This window comes from Metabacillus mesotrionivorans (assembly GCF_052171315.1).
Classification (GTDB): Bacteria; Bacillota; Bacilli; order Bacillales; family Bacillaceae; genus Bacillus_P.
Map to the genome: position 1 here is coordinate 187208 of NZ_JBQMFF010000003.1, position 17340 is coordinate 204547.

Here is a 17340-nt window from a genome sequence, read left to right on the forward strand (position 1 = left end):
ATTTGCTCTTATTCTATTTATTTCGACAAGCTAAATAGTTTTCCTTCTCCGCCTCTGATTTTAATCTGAAAAAAGCATCCTCATCCTGAGAATGCTTTCAGCCGATCGAGTCATGAACTTGTCCCGCACCTTTTTCATAGTAAACGTTTGCGCCTTCAAGTACGGGTTCCAGCACATCCACTTCACATTTAGGAAACTTCACTTTAAGCACATCTGCAAGGGCCTTCCCTTTTCCTTTTGCAGCAAACGCAAGAACGGTCGGGCCTGCACCGCTTAGGGCAGCACCATAAGCACCTGCTTCGAGAACAGCTTCCTGCACTCGGGAAAGTTCTTTAATGAGCGTTCCTCTGTAAGGCTGATGAAACAAATCCTTCTGCATCATTTTTCCTGCAAGCGTCCAGTTGTTAGAAAGCACGGCTGCGACGAGAACGTTGCTTACTGCACTTGCTTCAACTGCCCCGCTGTACTCAAGGTACCCTGGAAGGACATCCCTCGCATCCTTTGTATAAAGTTTATACGGGGGGACAACCGCAACCAGCTCAACATCCACCTGCTGGACGGACACGAGTTCTGTTTCGTGCTCCTGATGAATGCCTACAACCAGGCCTCCGTACAGCGAAGCACCTGCATTGTCCGGATGCCCTTCAATCAGACTTGCAAAGTGAAGCTTTTCTTTCATCGTAAGCTCCAGTCTGCACAGCTCATTTGCAAGCTCTACGCCTGCAACGATGGCGGCTGCGCTGCTGCCGAGCCCCCTTGCCATCGGAATATCGCTCCATACTTCAACTCTGCAGGGTGGAAGCTTTTCATCACAGGTGCGGGCAACCTGCTCAGCCACCTGATAGATCAAATTCTCCTTGCCTTCTGGAATATCCGCCATTTCATCATTCAGGGGAACAAATGTCCAGCTGCAGTCCCTTGTGACGTTCAGTTCAAGATACCTGCTGACTGCAAGGCCGACAGAATCAAAGCCGGGGCCGAGGTTCGCCGTGCTGCCCGGCACCCTTATTTTAAGCATGTCACCTTCATTCACCATGCACCGACTCCTTTTAGCTGCTCCATGACAGCACGCTCGTCATTCGGCAGAACGGCTGGCTTTATAGATGAAACATCAATGGCCGTATTCGGATCCTTCAAGCCGTTTCCGGTAAGGACCGCTACTGCTTTGGCCCCTTTTTGATAAACACCTTTTTTGGCATTTTTAATCAGCCCCGCAATGGAAGCGCAGGATGCCGGTTCGGCAAAAATGCCTTCTGTTCTGGCAAGAAGCTGATAGGCTTCCACGATTTCTGCATCTGTTACTTCATCAATAAAACCGCCTGACTGCTCCGCTGCCTGTACGGCTTTGTCCCAGCTTGCAGGATTTCCGATCCGGATAGCCGTTGCAATTGTTTCAGGATCTTCAATGATCTGATTTCGAACAATTGCAGCAGCACCTTCCGCCTCAAAGCCGTGCATCTGGGGAAGACCTGTCTGATGATGCTCGTGATATTCTTTGAAACCTTTCCAGTAAGCTGAGATGTTGCCTGCATTGCCGACTGGAATTGCCAGAACATCCGGAGCTGATCCCAAAGCATCACAAAGCTCGAATGCCGCTGTTTTCTGGCCTTCAAGTCTATAAGGGTTGACAGAGTTTACAAGGGTAATAGGGAGCTTTTCTGACATGCTGCGGACCATTGTGAGGGCCTGGTCAAAGTTGCCCTTGATGGCAATAATTTCAGCACCGTACATGACCGCCTGGGCAAGCTTGCCGAACGCAATTTTGCCGTCAGGAATAACGATGATGCAGCGCATCTTCGCACGCGCTGCATAAGCTGCAGCTGCTGCTGATGTATTCCCCGTCGAAGCGCAGATGACTGTATCGCTGCCTTCTTCTTTTGCTTTGGCAACAGCCATAACCATTCCCCGGTCCTTAAACGAACCGGTCGGATTGGCTCCTTCTGTTTTTGCATAGAGTTCAAGACCAAGCTTTTCTGATAACACCGGCAGAAACAGAAGCGGCGTGTTGCCCTCGTTCAACGTGAGCAAAGGGGTCTGGTCGTTTACAGGCAAATAATTGCGGTATTGATTTAAAAGACCTTTCCACATCATGAATATCCGTTCCCTTCTACGCGGTATGAACTCTTAATGCCCTGCACAACTTCAAGGTCAAGCAGGTTTCCGAGAATTTCATCAAAATCTTTGTTTGAAGCCTGATGCGTCACAATGACAATTTCAGCAAGGCTGCTGTTTTTAAGCGGCAGCTGCAGAATTTTTTCAAAGCTGACCCCGCGTTCTGAAAACAGGGATGTAATCGTTGAAAAAGCTCCGACCTGGTCTTTTACATGAATGCGCAGGAAATGCTGCGCATAAATTTCATCACTCTTCTTGAGCGCCTTTTCATATTGAGGAAGTACGGCACTGCGGCCGTTTACTCCAAGTCTCATGTTCTTCATTACACCGACAAGATCTGAAACAACGGCCGTTGCGGTCGGCAGGCTGCCTGCACCCGGACCGTAAAACATCGTTTCGCCGACTGCCTCACCGTACACATATACTGCATTGTATTCATTATTTACAGATGCAAGCGGATGGAAGTCAGGAAGAAGTGTCGGCTGAACGCTGACCTCAACTTTGTCACGCGTTCTGTTTGCAATCCCGATCAGCTTCATTGTGTAGCCAAGGCGTTTGCTGTAGCTTATATCCTCATCCGTCACTTCGCTGATGCCTTTTACGCTGACATCCTCTAAATCTACGTGCATAGAAAAACCGAGGCGTGCCAGAATCGCCATTTTGCGGGCAGCATCGAGCCCTTCCACATCCGCAGTCGGATCAGATTCCGCATAGCCAAGCTCCTGCGCTTCTTTCAGCACTTCCCCGTACGGACTGCCCTGCTTGCTCATTTTTGTTAAAATAAAGTTCGTCGTGCCGTTTACGATCCCCATCATTTTCGTAATCCGGTCTGATGCAAGCCCGTCTACTAAACTTCTTAAAATAGGAATGCCGCCCGCGACACTTGCTTCATAGAATAGGTCGCACCCATTCTCAGTCGCAGCATCCAGCAGCTCCGTGCCGTAAACCGCCATCAGATCTTTGTTGGCCGTCACTACGTGCTTTTTCGCCTTCAGAGCCTGAAGGATATATTCTTTCGTATGCTCAACGCCGCCCATCACTTCTATTACAACATCAATGTCAGGGTCCTGGATGACCTCATCTGCATTTTTCGTCAAAAGATCTTTTCCAAACTCAATTTGCCGTTTCTTATCTATATCCTGAACAAGAACTTTTTTCACTTTAACAGGGCAGCCTACCTGATGCATCAGCTTATCCTGGTGATCTTCAATAATTTTCACAACGCCGCTTCCGACTGTTCCAAGTCCTAATAATCCAACGTGAATCGCATTCATGATTTCTTCCACTCCCTTGATGTCTTTCTTAGAAATACACTTGTTTATGTATGATAGACATTTTCTATTATTGTCATTATAAACAGTGTGCCATTGCTTATCAATAGAGAATTTTCAGTAATTTTATTGTAATCGCTTTCTTTCCTGCTGGACCGCTGTTTATATTTTTTGTAAAGCTGGTTGGATTGTCCTTCATTAAAAAAAACGTGCAGGAAATCTCCCGCACGCCAGTTTTATTCTCGGTCAAGCTGAATGTCGTTCTCGCTTTCGACAACCACATCCATGTGACCCTTCATTTCGAGTTTTTCTTTTTCCCTCATCGCTTCTTCCTCTGTAGGAAAAACAGGGCCGTCAAAAACCCGTTCCATCGTTTCTTTATCCGTATACTGCACTAAAAAACTGTTCAAGTCAGATCCCTCCCGTTTTGAAGGTCTTATACCCCTTTTTCCAAACGGCTAATCTAACGCACAGGTGTAAGCGGCTTTTTTCCCTCAAGGACTTGTTTAATATTCTCTATGCAGCATGCCATCATGGCAAATCTCGTTTCCCGTGTAGCACTACCGATATGGGGCAGCGCCACAGCATTTTCCAGCTGCAAAATGGGATGATCTGCACGGATCGGTTCGTTTTCGAATACATCCAGCCCCGCTCCTGCAATCACACCGTTCCGCAATGCCGCAATCAGGTCTTCCTCGACAACGGTGCCTCCGCGCGAGGTGTTGACGAAAATGGCCTCCTGCTTCATTTTTTGGAAAGCGCCGGCATCAAACATCCCTTTTGTTTCGCTCGTTAATGGCGTCATGCAGACGACAAAATCAGACGTTTGCAGGAGGTCCTCAAATGACCTGTATTCTGCTCCGAGACTTTCTTCGGCCTCCCTGTCTCTTGAACGGTTATGATACAGAATGTCCATATCAAATCCTTTTGCCCTCTTGGCAACAGCCCGTCCGATGTTCCCCATCCCGACAATGCCGATTGTTTTATGATGGACATCTGCCCCGGCAAGCAGCATCGGGCTCCAGCTTGTCCATTTTCCTTCTTTTATGTAAACTGCCGCTTCAGTCACTCTTCTTGCAGCAGACATGAGCAGCAAAAAGGTTAAATCAGCTGTTGTTTCCGTCAGAACATCCGGCGTATTGGTTATGATGATGCCTTTTTCCTTCGCATATTCCACATCCACATTGTCATAGCCGACAGCAAGATTGGCAATTACTTTTACCCCTTCACACGCATCAAGCAGCTCCTTGTCGACCTGGTCGGAAAGCATGGTCAGCAGAGCATCAGAGGTTTTTGCTTTTTTGAGCAGCAGATCCCTCGGGCATCCTTCATCTTCTCTATCCCACATCTCGACATCAGCGAATGTTCTAAGCGCTTTCAAAACTTCTTCCGGAAGCTTTCTCGCAACAAATACAGCCGGCATTTCCATCCTCTCACCCTTTACCATTTTCTTTTATCTTATCATATCAGGGATGAGAGGGAGGAAATAAGCCTACAGCCAGTGAATGGAGGGCAAATAAATTTTTTTCGTTCTCATAGACAAAAGCTGTTCATAGGATTTCAGGAATCCTTCGTATCTTGAAGAGTTTTTCAGCATATCTGCAAGCTTCGCCTCATAATAAGGCTTATCCGTTTCAGCAGATAAGTAATAATCTTCAATGCACTCGAAATAATGAATCGGAAGCAGCAGCCTGCTGTAGATCAGCCTCCAGGAAAAAGGCGAAAGCGGCGTTGTCCTGTCATAGTCCTCTAAAAACTGAAAACCATCCTGACGGAGCAACTCAGGTTCCTCAAAAAACTGGTTCCTCAAGTATTCCGCAATATCCCTGCTGCAATGATCAAACACCCAGTCTGTAGGAACCTTCACCAGACCTGACGACCTCCACGTATGGGAATAAAAGCGATTGTGGCATACTGTGGCAGAATCGATCGGCTGCGGCTCATCATCAAGCTCTGTGTCGACCAAATACTGAATGGCATTCTCCGCAATCCCCATATAATATGGAAACGATTCAGCAAACATCTTCTCAAATGAATCAAGCGGCTGGGAATTCACCTTTCCCCTCCAGAAGCCTTCCAGCTGATCTGTCCGCTTTTCCCAAAGATTTTTCCACTGCCCGATCCGGCTGATTTTAGACACTTGGTACGGATAGCTTCTCGCCTTCTGATGAAAACGCGCAAGCTCTCTGCCCACCTGAAACACCCGCTCGCCCTGCACATAAGATGTTTTCAGAATGCCGTATTTCCGTTTTTCCCATTCTATATACAAATTCCCCTGTTTTGTCAGCAAAAAGACGGCCACGAACGGATCTCCCCGCTCAAGCAGGTACTGGCTCATATGATAAAGCTCATAAAGCTCTTCATCTTCATAGTGGGAAACCGGCACAATTAAATACACATGCTGATGATGCGAAAACGCATCGTAGTGACCTACCCGGAATGTCTCTCCAATTCTAAGCCCGTACTGTTCCCGAATCATTTTTTCCACCAGATTCTCCCCCATGTATAAAAAGTCCTTATCCTATCGTAATCGCAACTTAGCCGATTTATGTATAATTTGGCCCTGCAGTTAAACACTTTTTAATGATTGTCAATTTCGTTACACACTAAGAGAGCCATTTGCGTAAAATGGTAAAAAAGATTGGGTGAAATGGATGAAAGATAAAGAACAGATGGACATAGTCGAAAAAACAGCACGTCAATGGCTAACAGACCGCGGAGTAACACTAAATGACATCGCAGAACTCGTATATTTCCTGCAAGTCAAATATCATCCTTCATTAACAATCGATCAATGTTTGGAAAATATAGATCGAGTCCTTGCAAAACGCGAAGTTCAAAATGCCATCCTTACAGGCATTCAATTAGATATCCTTGCTGAAAAGAAAATGCTTGAAGAACCCCTGCAAGCCATCATCGAAAGTGACGAAAGCCTGTACGGGGTTGATGAAATCATCGCGCTCTCAATCGTCAACATCTACGGGTCAATAGGATTCACCAACTACGGATACATTGATAAAGAAAAACCGGGCATCCTTAAATTCCTGAACGATAAATCATCCGGCATGGTCCATACCTACCTTGATGACATCGTTGGAGCTATCGCTGCCGCCGCCTCAAGCAGACTGGCTCATAGGGCGAAAAATACAGAGTGAGCACACAAAAAGCTGCATCCACAGAATAGGATGCAGCTTTTTATCGTTGGCTGTCTTATATTTTATCAAACCACTCAGAAAGAGAATCTACCGTATAGGTCGGCTTTTCATCATAATTCAAAAGATGCTCCCGCAGTGTTACGCCAGTATGGACAAGCAGGGTATCGAGACCTGTATTCATCCCGGCTTTTATATCTGTGTCATAGTTGTCCCCTACCATCAGCGTTTCCTCAGGTTTTGTGCCGAGCACTTTCAATGCCTGCTCCATAATAATGCTTTCAGGCTTGCCGATAAAGATTGGATCTACAGTTGTGCTGACAGCGATGACAGACGTGAGAGAACCGTTGCCAGGCAAAAGGCCGCGTTCTGTCGGAATCGCAATGTCCCCGTTTGTAGAGATGAACGTCGCACCATTGCGGACGGCAATGCAGCCGAGAGCAAGTTTCTCATAAGTGATTTCCCTGTCAATTCCCGATACTACAAAATCAGGGTTTTCATCTACAAGCTTGAGACCGCGTTCAATGAGAGCTTTTTGAATTCCCTCTTCACCGATGACATATACGGATGCATCCGGTTTTTTCTCCCAGATAAAATTGGCAGTTGCCTGGCTTGTTGTAAACACTTTATCTTCACTTGCAGGAATGTCAAACGTGTTGAGCTTTTCTGCTACCTGCTTTGGTGTTCTTGATGAATTGTTGGTCACAAACAGATAGGGAATCTTTTTCTCAATCAGCAATTTGATAAAGTCGCTTGCTTCTTCAATCCGCTCTTTGCCGCGGTACATCGTTCCATCGAGGTCAATTAAGTAGCCGTTGTATGTTTTCAAAGTGAGTGCACTCCCTGTATATAAAAAATAAGACGCAATATCATCATTGCGTCTCTTCATTATAATCCGCCCGTTTGTTAATGTCTAAAAGCAGATACGGGTCCGAGTTCATTTTCCAGATAGGTTCTTACGCGAGCCGGAAACGAAGCTAGCACGTCTGCATGCTCCTTCAGGCAGTGTGTTAATTCCCCATGGTTAATCCCCAGGTATTCCTGCACCAGCTGTTTACGGAAGCCGATCACTGCTTTGAGACCGTCTGCTTCATCAGCCCCGATTACTTTTTCGTCGAGCATAATATCGATTATGTCTTCATAGCTCCCGGGGTCACGCATGATAAATCCGTCAATGATGGCATTGCCTGTATCTAAAATCGCTTCAATCAGCATGTGGGCTAGCCGTTCAAGCGCTTTCAATTCAAGGTCAGCGTTCCAGTTCTTCTGCTCAGAAAAAATAGTCAGGTTTTTCTCATAATAAACAAGCGTTTCTTCTATCTTTTCACGGTCGACAAAATACATCACATTACACTCCCAGCACAGTTGAATGCTTTTATTTTACCACATTCACAGCACTTTGTTTCAGGATTGGATGACGTCTGCTATTATTAAGGGACAAAGAAACATGAGAGGGGATTTACGGATGTCTGAACGATTTTTTTTATATGATGATACGGTTGAAACAAAGACACGATTTGTCAGCTTTATGGGAGAGAACAGCCGGTTTGACCTGGCGATTGTCAGATCCGACCGCTATTACGGGAAGCACCTTGTCCTGAACCTGCTCAGCAGCCGCTTTGCCATTATCGGCGAAGATGATTTGAATGAGCCGGGTTATATTGAACATGCTTACGGCCTTGATGAAAATGAGGCAAATGAACTCAGAGAATTTCTGTATGAAATTGTCTGATTAAGATGTGCCCTGCTTTTGCACAATAAGAAAAAAAGCAGGTGATTTGAATGGATGATAAAGAAAAACGGGAGTATACGGATTTTTCGAATGTGGAAAGCATGCGTAATTTCATCCTGCCGGAAATTACGCCGGAAGGCCCTTACGGCGCTCCAAGAGGAAAGAATACGCCCGTAGAGAATAAAAGCTCGGAGTGGAAAGAAGGCCAGCGCTATTACAGTGCGTTTAACTATGAGTTCAAATCTCTTCATCAGAATCTGCCAAGGCAGTATCCCGGAGCACATCCGACTCATGATGATCCGGAGAAAAATGAAGAGCCTCCCTATACAGCCAAATAGAAAAAATACAAGCCGCTGTTATACGCAGCGGCTTATTTCTTTATTCGTTTCAAAACGAAATGCGCACAGCCGAAATTACAGTACTCAAATATGTACTCGTCAAGCGTGCTGATTTTCGTGTCATAGGAAGCTTTTTGGTTCTGATCATCAAAAAAGCCTTTCAGCCTGAGCTGATTATAGCCCCAATCCCCCACGATGTAATCGTACTTGTTCAGGATCTCAGAGTAGCGCGCTTTGAATGCTTCTTCATTAAAGCCGTTTCGCTCGTCCTTAATCAATTCAAAAGTATGATTTTGAACAGTTATCACAACTATCACCTCTCAACCGCATTATTTACTATCATAATCGATTTCCCCATCAATTGCTAAGAAAGTTTGGATATGTTTTGGCAAACCTAAGGTTACGGAGGTGTTTGCGATGAAGAAAATCGCGTTCACGGCATCCATAATCGGGATGGCCATCATCACGGGATGCCAGAATACAGCTAGTGAAAACGACCTTTTTGAAGAAAGCGGAAATACGGTCAATGTCAACGACCGCAACGAATTGTACAACGAAGACGGGATGAAAAAAGGGGAGAAGAACACAACTTCAAACTTTGGGTATGTCCGTCACGAAAAAAGCAACCTCGCCAGAGATATTGACTACAACAAAGTTCCCGGAATCGACCATGAGCAGCTGGCAAATGTGATATCAGACCTTGTGATCCAGCTGCCTGGTGTAGAGGATGCCGCAACACTTGTAACAGATGAAGAAGTATTAATTGCCTATGAGGCGGAGAAAAACAGAGATCGATTTGAAACCGCTGATATGGTCAAGAAATCAGCAATATCCGCCATTCCAAGGTATTATCATGTCTATGTCTCAGACCAGCCGGGGATGATCAAGCAAATTGAAGGCTATTCTGGCCTTGATGCCAACAGCCGTGACATTGACGAAATCATCAACAGCACAATCAAAGAAATGCTCAAATCCCCTCAGGGACGTAAGCTCAACACCGGCGAAAACCCTAATGGTGAAGGCTACGGGGAAACAAACGAAGAACTTGATGAGGACATGAAGGATAAATAGAAAAGCGGAATCAGCCGTTTAGCTCCGATAGGCAGATAAGAAATCACCAAAAAAGTCCGGTTTTGACTTTTTTGGTGATTTTGTTCTGACAGAGGAGTTGGCTGATGCAGCTGGACAATGAGAAAAGCGGATTCGTCCGTTTAGCCCCGACAGACAGAAAAAACCCGCAGCAATGCGGGTTTTTTTTGCTGTTAAGCCTGAGCCTGTCTCGCTTTCGTTGCAGCGTTGACCTGCTCATCTGCATGATAAGAAGACCTTACAAGCGGTCCTGCCTCACAGTGGCTGAAGCCTTTGCTCATGGCGATTTCGCGGAGTTCTGCGAATTCTTCCGGCGTGTAGTATTTGATGACTTTAAGATGCTTTTTGGATGGCTGGAGATACTGGCCGATTGTCATAATATCTACATTGTTAGCGCGAAGATCATCCATTGTTTCAATAATCTCTTCTTTTGTTTCTCCAAGGCCGATCATCAGACTTGATTTAGTCGGGATATCAGGCTGCATTTCTTTTGCACGGCGGAGAAATTCAAGGGAGCGGTCGTATTTGGCGCGGGCTCTGACTCTTGGAGTAAGGCGTTTAACCGTCTCAATGTTATGGTTTAGAATATCAGGTCTTGCGTCCATAAGAATTTTAAGGTTTTCTTCCACTCCGCCCATATCTGATGGAAGAACTTCAATTGAAGTGAACGGATTTTTGCGGCGGACAGCGCGGACCGTCTCAGCGAATACATTGGCACCGCCATCGCGGAGGTCATCTCGTGCAACCGCTGTAATGACTGCGTGCTTTAAATTCATAAGGGCAACTGAATCAGCTACTCGTTCCGGCTCCTTAAGATCAAGATCGTTTGGAAGACCTGTTTTGACCGCACAGAAACGGCATGCACGGGTACAAACGTCCCCGAGGATCATGAACGTCGCCGTTCTTCGCACAGCCCAGCATTCGTGGATGTTCGGGCATTTTGCCTCTTCACAAACGGTATGAAGATTATTTTCGCGCATCATTTTTTTAAGGCCTGTGTAATTTTCATTGGTGTTCAGTTTTATTTTTAGCCAGTCAGGCTTTCTCAGGTATTCTTCTTTCTTAGCCATCTGAATCATCTCCAGTATGTATAGTCAGGTTTCTCTAGGCAAAATAATCAGGAAAAAAGGAATATTCGCTTAAAACGTACACTTGTCACTTTAACATAACAGAGTGCGGTTCTACAAGGATAGAGATTGGATCAATTACTAACATTTTCTACATATGAATTCTTCCTGAAACACCAAACTAAGGTTATGAAATTGGGTAAAGGAGACCGGTAATGTGAGAAAAATGTTGACCCTGTTTAGTGTATGTTTTCTTTGCTTTATTCAGCCGCATTCTGTCCTTGGATCAGAGAAAAGCACAGAACAAATCAATCAGGAGAGAATGATTCTGTTTAAAAATGCAGAGACCATTACTCAGATTCCCTGGTATGTGCTGGCCTCTGTTGATCAATATGAGCGCAATGTAAGAAGAACACGCAGTGATATTCCGAAAGCGAAGGGCGTAATTGGCATTTATATTCGTCCAGAATTATGGGCCGGCATCCAAAATCCAAATCAGTCTGACACAAACCCGGCAAGCATTGCCCTGTTTGGCGGGCTTGGCATTGACGGAAATGGAGACGGAAGAGCAGATCCCGAAAATGATGAAGATGTTCTTTTATCCTTTGCCGATTATCTCCTTTCGTATGGAACTGATTTTGAAAACATTAAAATCGGGCTTTGGGATTATTACCAGCGCGATAAATCCATCGGTTTAATTTCAGGGCATATGAAGCTTTTCAAAAAATACGGCCGGCTGGATCTGGATCAGCATGCGTTCCCGGTTCCCATCAGATTTAATTACAGTTACAAAAACACTTGGGGAGATGCCCGCGGATGGGGCGGCAGAAGGATTCATGAAGGAACCGACATTTTTGCAAATTATGGTGTTCCTGTTCGTTCCACCTGCTATGGCATCATTGAAATGAAAGGGTGGAACATGTTTGGCGGCTGGAGACTCGGCATTCGCGACAGCACCAATACGTATCACTATTTTGCTCATTTAAATGGGTTTGCAGACGGTCTTGAAGTGGGGCAGATTGTTGAACCCGGCCAGCTCATCGGTTCTGTAGGAAGCTCAGGCTACGGCCCTCCAGGCACATCCGGCAAGTTTCCCCCGCACCTTCACTACGGAATGTACAAGGACAATGGACGAACAGAATGGTCGTATGATCCTTTTCCGCAGCTCAAGGTTTGGGAACGCGCCGAGTACAGAAAGCGTAAATAAGAAACGGGCCAGCCCTTTTAAGGACTGGCCCGAACATTTTATGACTTTTTGGCCTTCACAACTGCATGTGCAATGCTCGCTGCAAGACCTCCCCAAATGACAACAATACCGATAATCATCATTGTAATAGCTCCACCGCTCATCAGCGTGATACCTCCTTATCAGCCGGCAGCTCAATTGTATCCTTCTTCCATGAAATAAAGGAGAACAGAATACCTGCGATTAATGCTCCAGCTGCAACGAGCCAGCCTGAGTACAGAAGGAATTCGCCGGAGTAAGCTCCTCCGCCGTATGGCTCAGCTCTGAGTTTGTCAATCATCATGTAGCCAAGGACGATTGGAGTGATGACTCCTAAACAGACCTTCCACCAGGAACCTAACTGAATGTCAGAAATTTGATTGGCATGCTGCTGCAGAGCTGTGGCCTTTTTAAGAACCCAGATAACAACAATGACTTCCACAAATCCTGCAAGTGTTACACCAAAGCTGTTGATAAACTCATCCGCTACATCAAGGAAGTTGATGCCGCCTCTTGTTGCGAAAAGCAGAGAAATAACAGCTGAAATTCCTCCCCCAATCGCAACAGCTTTCGTTCTTGAAATCTTAAATTTGTCCTGTACCCCTGCTACAAATGTCTCAACAATAGAAATCAGTGAGGTTAATCCCGCAAGTGTTAATGAAGCGAAGAACAAGAAACCAAACAGTCCGTTGAATGCCGGGAATTCATTGATAATTTGCGGGAAAACCACAAATGCAAGTCCGATTCCTTTTGAAACGACTTCATTTACCGGAACCCCCTGCTGCATCGCCATAAACCCAAGTGCACTGAAAACCCCGATTCCGGCAAGAAGCTCAAATGCAGAGTTTCCGAAGCCGGTGATGAACGCATTATTTGTTATATCCGATTTCTTAGGAAGATAGCTCGAGTACGTAACCATAATGGCAAATCCAATCGATAAACTGAAGAAAATCTGTCCGTATGCTGCGATCCAGACCTTTCCGTTTAACATCATATCCCAGTTAGGCTTAAAGAATGCTTCAAGACCCTGAGCTGCACCATCAAGCGTTAATGCACGGATTACGATAATTAAGAATAAGACCACAAGTGTTGGAATGAAAATCTTATTTGCACGTTCAATTCCTTTTTTAACGCCTGCAAACAAAACGCCGAGAGTTACAACCCACGTGATCAGCAGCGGCAGAAGCACACCTGGTGCGAAACCGCCGAGTTCACCTGGAGCTGCTGCCTGAAGATAGTCCCCAAACAGGAAACCTTCCGTATCATCTCCCCAGGCGAGATTCAATGAAAAACCGCTGTATGAAATGGCCCATGCGATTATAACAGAATAATAAGTAGAAATGACAAATGCTATTCCGACCTGCCACCATCCGAGCCATTCAAACTTTTTGCTTAATCGTGCATACGTTAAAGGTGCAGATCCGCGGTACTTATGACCGAGAGTAAATTCCATTACAAGCAGGGGAATACCTGCTGTCAGCAACGCGAAAAGGTACGGGATGAAAAAGGATCCTCCGCCATTTTCGTATGCAACTCCAGGAAAACGCCAGATGTTTCCAAGTCCGATTGCTGATCCGACAGCCGCTAAAATAAAGCCTGCCCTTGTTCCCCACTGTGGACGATTATCCATTCGTGTAAAGCCCCCTTTATCCTCTTCTTTCGTATTCGGAAGAATAATAATTTTTATTATTTTCTGATATTTCAGTATAACTATACATAGTATAATCGGACATTATGCCTAAGTCAAAATGATTTTTAAAATTTGTTATTTTAAGATGATAAATCTGTCATATTTTCTCTCAAAAAAAAGCAGAGTCCGCATGAACTCTGCCTTTTTACTATTTTTTACAAAATGTTAATTTCCGCCGGATTCAACCGGCACATCAAGCGCAGGAGGAGAGCTTCCGCCGCCCCCGTTGTAATAGCTTGGCACCTGTCCCTGGACAGCCTTGATGGCGATAGGAATATTGTTTTTCACAGTAGCCGTTTTTGTTGAGAACGGAATCACTACCTCGACATTCACCTCAATTTCAACAGCTATTTCAATCAGGGCATTGTTAATGCCATACTGCTGAATTGTTTCTTTCACGTCAGTCTGAACCTCACCGACAACGTAAAAGCGGACAGGCACTTTCGGACCGAGGTTCCCAATCAGGGCATTATTCGTTGCCTGGCCAAGCGGAATCGAGTAGATGATTCCCTCGCCCTGTTTATCTTTTGTAAGATGCTCACCCTCAGGGAGTTCGAGTGCGTCAATATTCCCTTTTGATGCTTCTCTTAAATTTGCCTGAATTTTATCGGTTGTCTTAGCAAGAACACTTCTGACAAATTTGGCGTTAAAATCAATCGTCGTTACATTTCCTTTTTCATCTGTATCCACGACAAACATTTCTTCTACGTCTACATCTTCTTTAATATCTTTATTAATCGCATTCTGAATGACAAGTGTCGCAATCCGTTTTGTTTCGGTTTCAGCCACCGTCATTAATGTCGGTTCAATTCCCTTATTAACAATCCACAGCCCTGCAGCTGTAGATAAAATAAAAAAGACCAGTGAAAGCAGGAAAACATATCTGAAAGGAAGCGGCCCCTTTTTATGAGGACGGCTGCGGAATCTGGCCAATAAATAAATCCCCCCTTTACAAGCTATATTTATGCATGCAAGGCGGGATGTACGCTATTTTTTTGAAGTTATCATTTAGAACCATGCTGTTTATACAGTTCGTCTCAGATCATTCTCAATAATGCATCTCTTCCGCTCATTCCTACGTGGATTCCGCGGTTTTCGGCTTCAAAGGTGATAGATTCAAGCGGAGCATCAAGAAGCTGTTCGATCGTCCGGACGCCGACTGCTCTGCCTGCAATTATTCCCCGCTCTTTCAGTTTTTCATTCAGCAGCGCTACATCGAGTGCGCCGCACATAATGTACCCTTTGTCACTTGTAACAGCCATGAAATTTGTTTTAGGCAAAGCAACCGTAATAGCTGTAAATTGATGACTTCCAATCATAATAGGTGTCATGGATACCATCGTTCTTTCACACTCCCTTCCTTCTGTAATTTATGAAGGCAGAAGGCATTGAGTGTGAAAACTAGGCATTCTTGTACGAATGTCCCTGTTTCAGCTTCCAGGCAAGGACATCACGCAGCATTTCAGGCATGTAATAGGTTTTCTTTTCTGCATGGTAAATGGAAGGGTACAGCACACCCAGAGTGAACATATCCACTGTCGCAACCTCATATGTGCGGTCGGGATCAAGCGGTTCTCCTTGTATAAGGATGCCTGTAATGTGCTTTAAACCGTCTGATTTCTGCTCACTGCGGACCTCGATTCCGTCAAAAATCATCTGTCCCATTACTTTCCCCCTGAATCCAAGCCCCTTCAATCTTAGCTGTTCGATTTTTTCCGTCCGTGATTCTGCAATCACTTCTTTCAGGACATCTCCCTTTAACTGCACTTTGCAGGGATTGATTGGATGCGGGCAGATCCTGTGCAGGTCTTTTCTCGTCACTGAGCCTGCTTGTAAAGGTTCAAGCAGCAGCCCGGCGTTAACCATGCTCACATCGCCTTTGCACCACTCCTTAACGGCTGTTGCCAGGAGGTCTGTAAAATCAGATGGGCCAAACCAATCAAGCGTGAGATCCCGCTTCAGCACAGTTATTTCCTCTGACAGAATGCTGTCGCTTTTTTCTCTCTGCTCGTCAAGAAACGTTTTCACCACTTCACATTCCGGCTCTGCTTCAACCGGAATGACAGTTGCTGTTTTTGATAAAAGCGTGCCTACGTCAACTGATAATGCCACATGACCGATCAAGCTGCAGTTTTTCCCTGCACCAGTGAGCAGCACACCGTTCACCAGTTTCCCTTTTTCCAGAACATGATGGGTGTGGGCACCCAAAATGACGTCAATTTCAGGGAATTCCGCAGCCAGGAGTTCATCGTCATTAATCCCTAAATGAGAAAGCAAAATGATGACATCCGCCTGGTCTTTGATCAATTCCAGCGTTTCGCGAAGGCTCTGAAACGGATCCGTTACTTTCCATCCGAGAAGCTGATAAAACTTTTCATAAAAGACGCTGACACCAAGAACGGCAGCTCTAGTTCCGTTTGCAAAAGAGAAGATTTTAAAAGGCTCCACCCAGCGGGGACGCTCCCCTGACTCTGTATAAAGATTTGAAAGAATGACCGGAAAAGCTGCTCGGTCATATAAAGTATCCAGCGCATCATGCGGCAGTGTAATCCCCTCATTATTGCCGATGGTCACAGCGTCATACTCCAAGTCATTCATAAGCTCTACATTTGACTTTCCATTCGTAGCTTCCGTAATTGGATGTACCCGGTCAAGATGGTCTCCGACATCAACAAGCAGCATCTCTTCTCCATGTTCTGCATGGTCTTGTTTCATCCGCTTCAAGTAGTGAGCAACCTTAGGCCAGTTCTCAAAATAACTGTGCAAATCGTTTGTATGATATAAATGAATGGTCTCAGCCATTAATAGTCCCCTTTTCAAAAAGGTGTGTCAATTCTAGAAAACACCTTCATAAATCAGTTTAAGTCCCGCAAGGATCAAGACAATCCGCAGCAGACTGATGAGCGCTTTTCCAGAAAGCTTTGAGGCAATCAGCGCACCGGCTTTTCCCCCTGCCCAGGCGCCCGGTATTAAAGCAAGTGCAAACAGCCAGTTTATATTTCCAAGTGCCGCATGCATAACCGAGCTTGACAGGCCAGAGAGAAAAATAATAAACATAGACGTTGCAACAGCAATATGGGCCGGGAAGAAAAAGAGAAGAATCATCGCAGGCACCATCAGGGCACCGCCGCCAATGCCAAAAAGACCGGACAAAAAACCGACGCCAAATGAAATGATGATGGCCGGAACAGGCTTATAAAAATAGAATCCGTCTTCACCTTGTTCATCTTTATATGTACGGACAATCTCTTTTTCGCCTGGCTGTCTCGCACTCGGCTTGAGTCTGTCCCTGAACATCAGCAAAACAGACACGAAAATCATGAATAAACCAAAATACAGGGAAAAAGAATCCGTGTTTAAATATTGATTCACATAAGCTCCAATGATTCCTCCGGGCCCGCTTCCGATAAAGAAGATCAGTCCGCTCCTGTAATCCACTTTTTTCTTTTTCATATAGGCGAGTGTAGAGGAAAGGCCCGTGAAAATGACAACAAGGAGCGAAGTGCCGACCGCTGTCTGAGGGGAAACCCCTTCAAAAATCGTAAAAAATCCTGATGAAAACAGCATGGCCGGAACGACAATAATGCCTCCCCCAAGACCGACAAGACTGCCGATTGTACCTGCTATAAAGCCTATGAAAATAAGGAAAATCCATTCCATCTAA

21 protein-coding genes are annotated in these 17340 nt (G+C 45.3%); 5 read left to right on the forward strand and 16 right to left on the reverse strand.

Annotated elements, in window-relative coordinates; genetic code table 11:
• Nucleotides 1–97: 97 nt before the first annotated feature.
• From thrB to yutH, 6 genes are all read right to left on the reverse strand, one after another.
• The gene (thrB, locus tag ACTSEZ_RS10855; protein ID WP_369734479.1) at nucleotides 98–1033 is read right to left on the reverse strand and encodes a homoserine kinase; all 936 of its coding nucleotides are present in this window, start codon (nucleotides 1031–1033) and stop codon (nucleotides 98–100) included.
• A complete protein-coding gene (thrC, locus tag ACTSEZ_RS10860; RefSeq protein WP_369734480.1) occupies nucleotides 1030–2088 on the reverse strand; it encodes a threonine synthase in 1059 nt (352 codons plus the stop codon). Before thrC ends, thrB begins: the two co-directional genes overlap by 4 nt.
• Nucleotides 2088–3386, reverse strand: coding sequence for a homoserine dehydrogenase (locus ACTSEZ_RS10865; RefSeq protein WP_369734242.1), 1299 nt, complete (start codon nucleotides 3384–3386; stop codon nucleotides 2088–2090). Before ACTSEZ_RS10865 ends, thrC begins: the two co-directional genes overlap by 1 nt.
• A 233-nt stretch (nucleotides 3387–3619) precedes the next feature.
• The gene (locus tag ACTSEZ_RS10870) at nucleotides 3620–3793 is read right to left on the reverse strand and encodes a hypothetical protein (RefSeq protein ID WP_158001668.1); all 174 of its coding nucleotides are present in this window, start codon (nucleotides 3791–3793) and stop codon (nucleotides 3620–3622) included.
• A gap of 53 nt (nucleotides 3794–3846) precedes the next feature.
• Complete coding sequence (locus ACTSEZ_RS10875; protein ID WP_369734243.1) at nucleotides 3847–4812, reverse strand: 2-hydroxyacid dehydrogenase; 966 nt, start codon at nucleotides 4810–4812, stop codon at nucleotides 3847–3849.
• Between the two features lie 63 nt (nucleotides 4813–4875).
• Nucleotides 4876–5874 (reverse strand): spore coat putative kinase YutH, encoded by a 999-nt coding sequence (gene yutH, locus ACTSEZ_RS10880; protein WP_369734481.1) that lies wholly within the window; start codon nucleotides 5872–5874, stop codon nucleotides 4876–4878.
• Between the two features lie 163 nt (nucleotides 5875–6037).
• Between yutH and ACTSEZ_RS10885 the strand changes: the two genes are divergently transcribed.
• The gene (locus tag ACTSEZ_RS10885; RefSeq protein ID WP_029284173.1) at nucleotides 6038–6538 is read left to right on the forward strand and encodes a phosphatidylglycerophosphatase A family protein; all 501 of its coding nucleotides are present in this window, start codon (nucleotides 6038–6040) and stop codon (nucleotides 6536–6538) included.
• Between the two features lie 55 nt (nucleotides 6539–6593).
• Here the strand turns inward: ACTSEZ_RS10885 and nucF are convergent, their stop codons facing one another.
• A complete protein-coding gene (gene nucF, locus ACTSEZ_RS10890) occupies nucleotides 6594–7364 on the reverse strand; it encodes a 5' nucleotidase NucF (RefSeq protein ID WP_369734482.1) in 771 nt (256 codons plus the stop codon).
• A gap of 77 nt (nucleotides 7365–7441) precedes the next feature.
• Nucleotides 7442–7879, reverse strand: a complete 438-nt coding sequence (locus tag ACTSEZ_RS10895) for a DUF86 domain-containing protein (RefSeq protein ID WP_369734244.1) — start codon at nucleotides 7877–7879, stop codon at nucleotides 7442–7444.
• 121 nt (nucleotides 7880–8000) lie between these two features.
• On the opposite strand from ACTSEZ_RS10895, the gene ACTSEZ_RS10900 reads away from it, so the two are divergent.
• Together ACTSEZ_RS10900 and ACTSEZ_RS10905 are read left to right on the forward strand one after the other, a co-directional pair.
• The gene (locus tag ACTSEZ_RS10900) at nucleotides 8001–8267 is read left to right on the forward strand and encodes a DUF3055 domain-containing protein (protein WP_029284179.1); all 267 of its coding nucleotides are present in this window, start codon (nucleotides 8001–8003) and stop codon (nucleotides 8265–8267) included.
• Nucleotides 8268–8317: 50 nt separating this feature from the next.
• Nucleotides 8318–8605, forward strand: coding sequence for a hypothetical protein (locus ACTSEZ_RS10905; protein ID WP_029284181.1), 288 nt, complete (start codon nucleotides 8318–8320; stop codon nucleotides 8603–8605).
• Nucleotides 8606–8637: 32 nt separating this feature from the next.
• Here the strand turns inward: ACTSEZ_RS10905 and ACTSEZ_RS10910 are convergent, their stop codons facing one another.
• Nucleotides 8638–8913, reverse strand: a complete 276-nt coding sequence (locus ACTSEZ_RS10910) for a YutD family protein (protein WP_029284183.1) — start codon at nucleotides 8911–8913, stop codon at nucleotides 8638–8640.
• A 109-nt stretch (nucleotides 8914–9022) separates the two neighbouring features.
• Here ACTSEZ_RS10910 and ACTSEZ_RS10915 point away from each other — a divergent pair, with 109 nt between their 5' ends.
• Nucleotides 9023–9676, forward strand: coding sequence for a YhcN/YlaJ family sporulation lipoprotein (locus ACTSEZ_RS10915; RefSeq protein ID WP_369734245.1), 654 nt, complete (start codon nucleotides 9023–9025; stop codon nucleotides 9674–9676).
• A gap of 191 nt (nucleotides 9677–9867) precedes the next feature.
• On the opposite strand, the gene lipA is transcribed toward ACTSEZ_RS10915, so the two are convergent.
• Complete coding sequence (lipA, locus tag ACTSEZ_RS10920) at nucleotides 9868–10764, reverse strand: lipoyl synthase (protein ID WP_369734246.1); 897 nt, start codon at nucleotides 10762–10764, stop codon at nucleotides 9868–9870.
• A 223-nt stretch (nucleotides 10765–10987) separates the two neighbouring features.
• On the opposite strand from lipA, the gene ACTSEZ_RS10925 reads away from it, so the two are divergent.
• Nucleotides 10988–11968: a M23 family metallopeptidase gene (locus tag ACTSEZ_RS10925; RefSeq protein ID WP_369734483.1), complete on the forward strand. Its 981-nt coding sequence runs from the start codon at nucleotides 10988–10990 to the stop codon at nucleotides 11966–11968.
• A 38-nt stretch (nucleotides 11969–12006) separates the two neighbouring features.
• On the opposite strand, the gene ACTSEZ_RS10930 is transcribed toward ACTSEZ_RS10925, so the two are convergent.
• From ACTSEZ_RS10930 to ACTSEZ_RS10955, 6 genes are all read right to left on the reverse strand, one after another.
• A complete protein-coding gene (locus ACTSEZ_RS10930) occupies nucleotides 12007–12111 on the reverse strand; it encodes a methionine/alanine import family NSS transporter small subunit (protein WP_369734247.1) in 105 nt (34 codons plus the stop codon).
• Nucleotides 12111–13616, reverse strand: coding sequence for a sodium-dependent transporter (locus tag ACTSEZ_RS10935; protein ID WP_369734248.1), 1506 nt, complete (start codon nucleotides 13614–13616; stop codon nucleotides 12111–12113). The genes ACTSEZ_RS10930 and ACTSEZ_RS10935 overlap by 1 nt, the downstream gene beginning before the upstream one ends.
• A 225-nt stretch (nucleotides 13617–13841) precedes the next feature.
• The gene (gene yunB / locus ACTSEZ_RS10940; protein WP_369734249.1) at nucleotides 13842–14609 is read right to left on the reverse strand and encodes a sporulation protein YunB; all 768 of its coding nucleotides are present in this window, start codon (nucleotides 14607–14609) and stop codon (nucleotides 13842–13844) included.
• 104 nt (nucleotides 14610–14713) lie between these two features.
• Nucleotides 14714–15016, reverse strand: coding sequence for a YunC family protein (locus ACTSEZ_RS10945; RefSeq protein WP_369734250.1), 303 nt, complete (start codon nucleotides 15014–15016; stop codon nucleotides 14714–14716).
• 61 nt (nucleotides 15017–15077) lie between these two features.
• A complete protein-coding gene (locus tag ACTSEZ_RS10950; RefSeq protein WP_369734251.1) occupies nucleotides 15078–16478 on the reverse strand; it encodes a bifunctional metallophosphatase/5'-nucleotidase in 1401 nt (466 codons plus the stop codon).
• A 33-nt stretch (nucleotides 16479–16511) separates the two neighbouring features.
• Entirely contained in the window at nucleotides 16512–17336 is an 825-nt protein-coding gene (locus ACTSEZ_RS10955) for a sulfite exporter TauE/SafE family protein (protein ID WP_369734252.1), read from the reverse strand.
• Nucleotides 17337–17340: the final 4 nt, after the last annotated feature.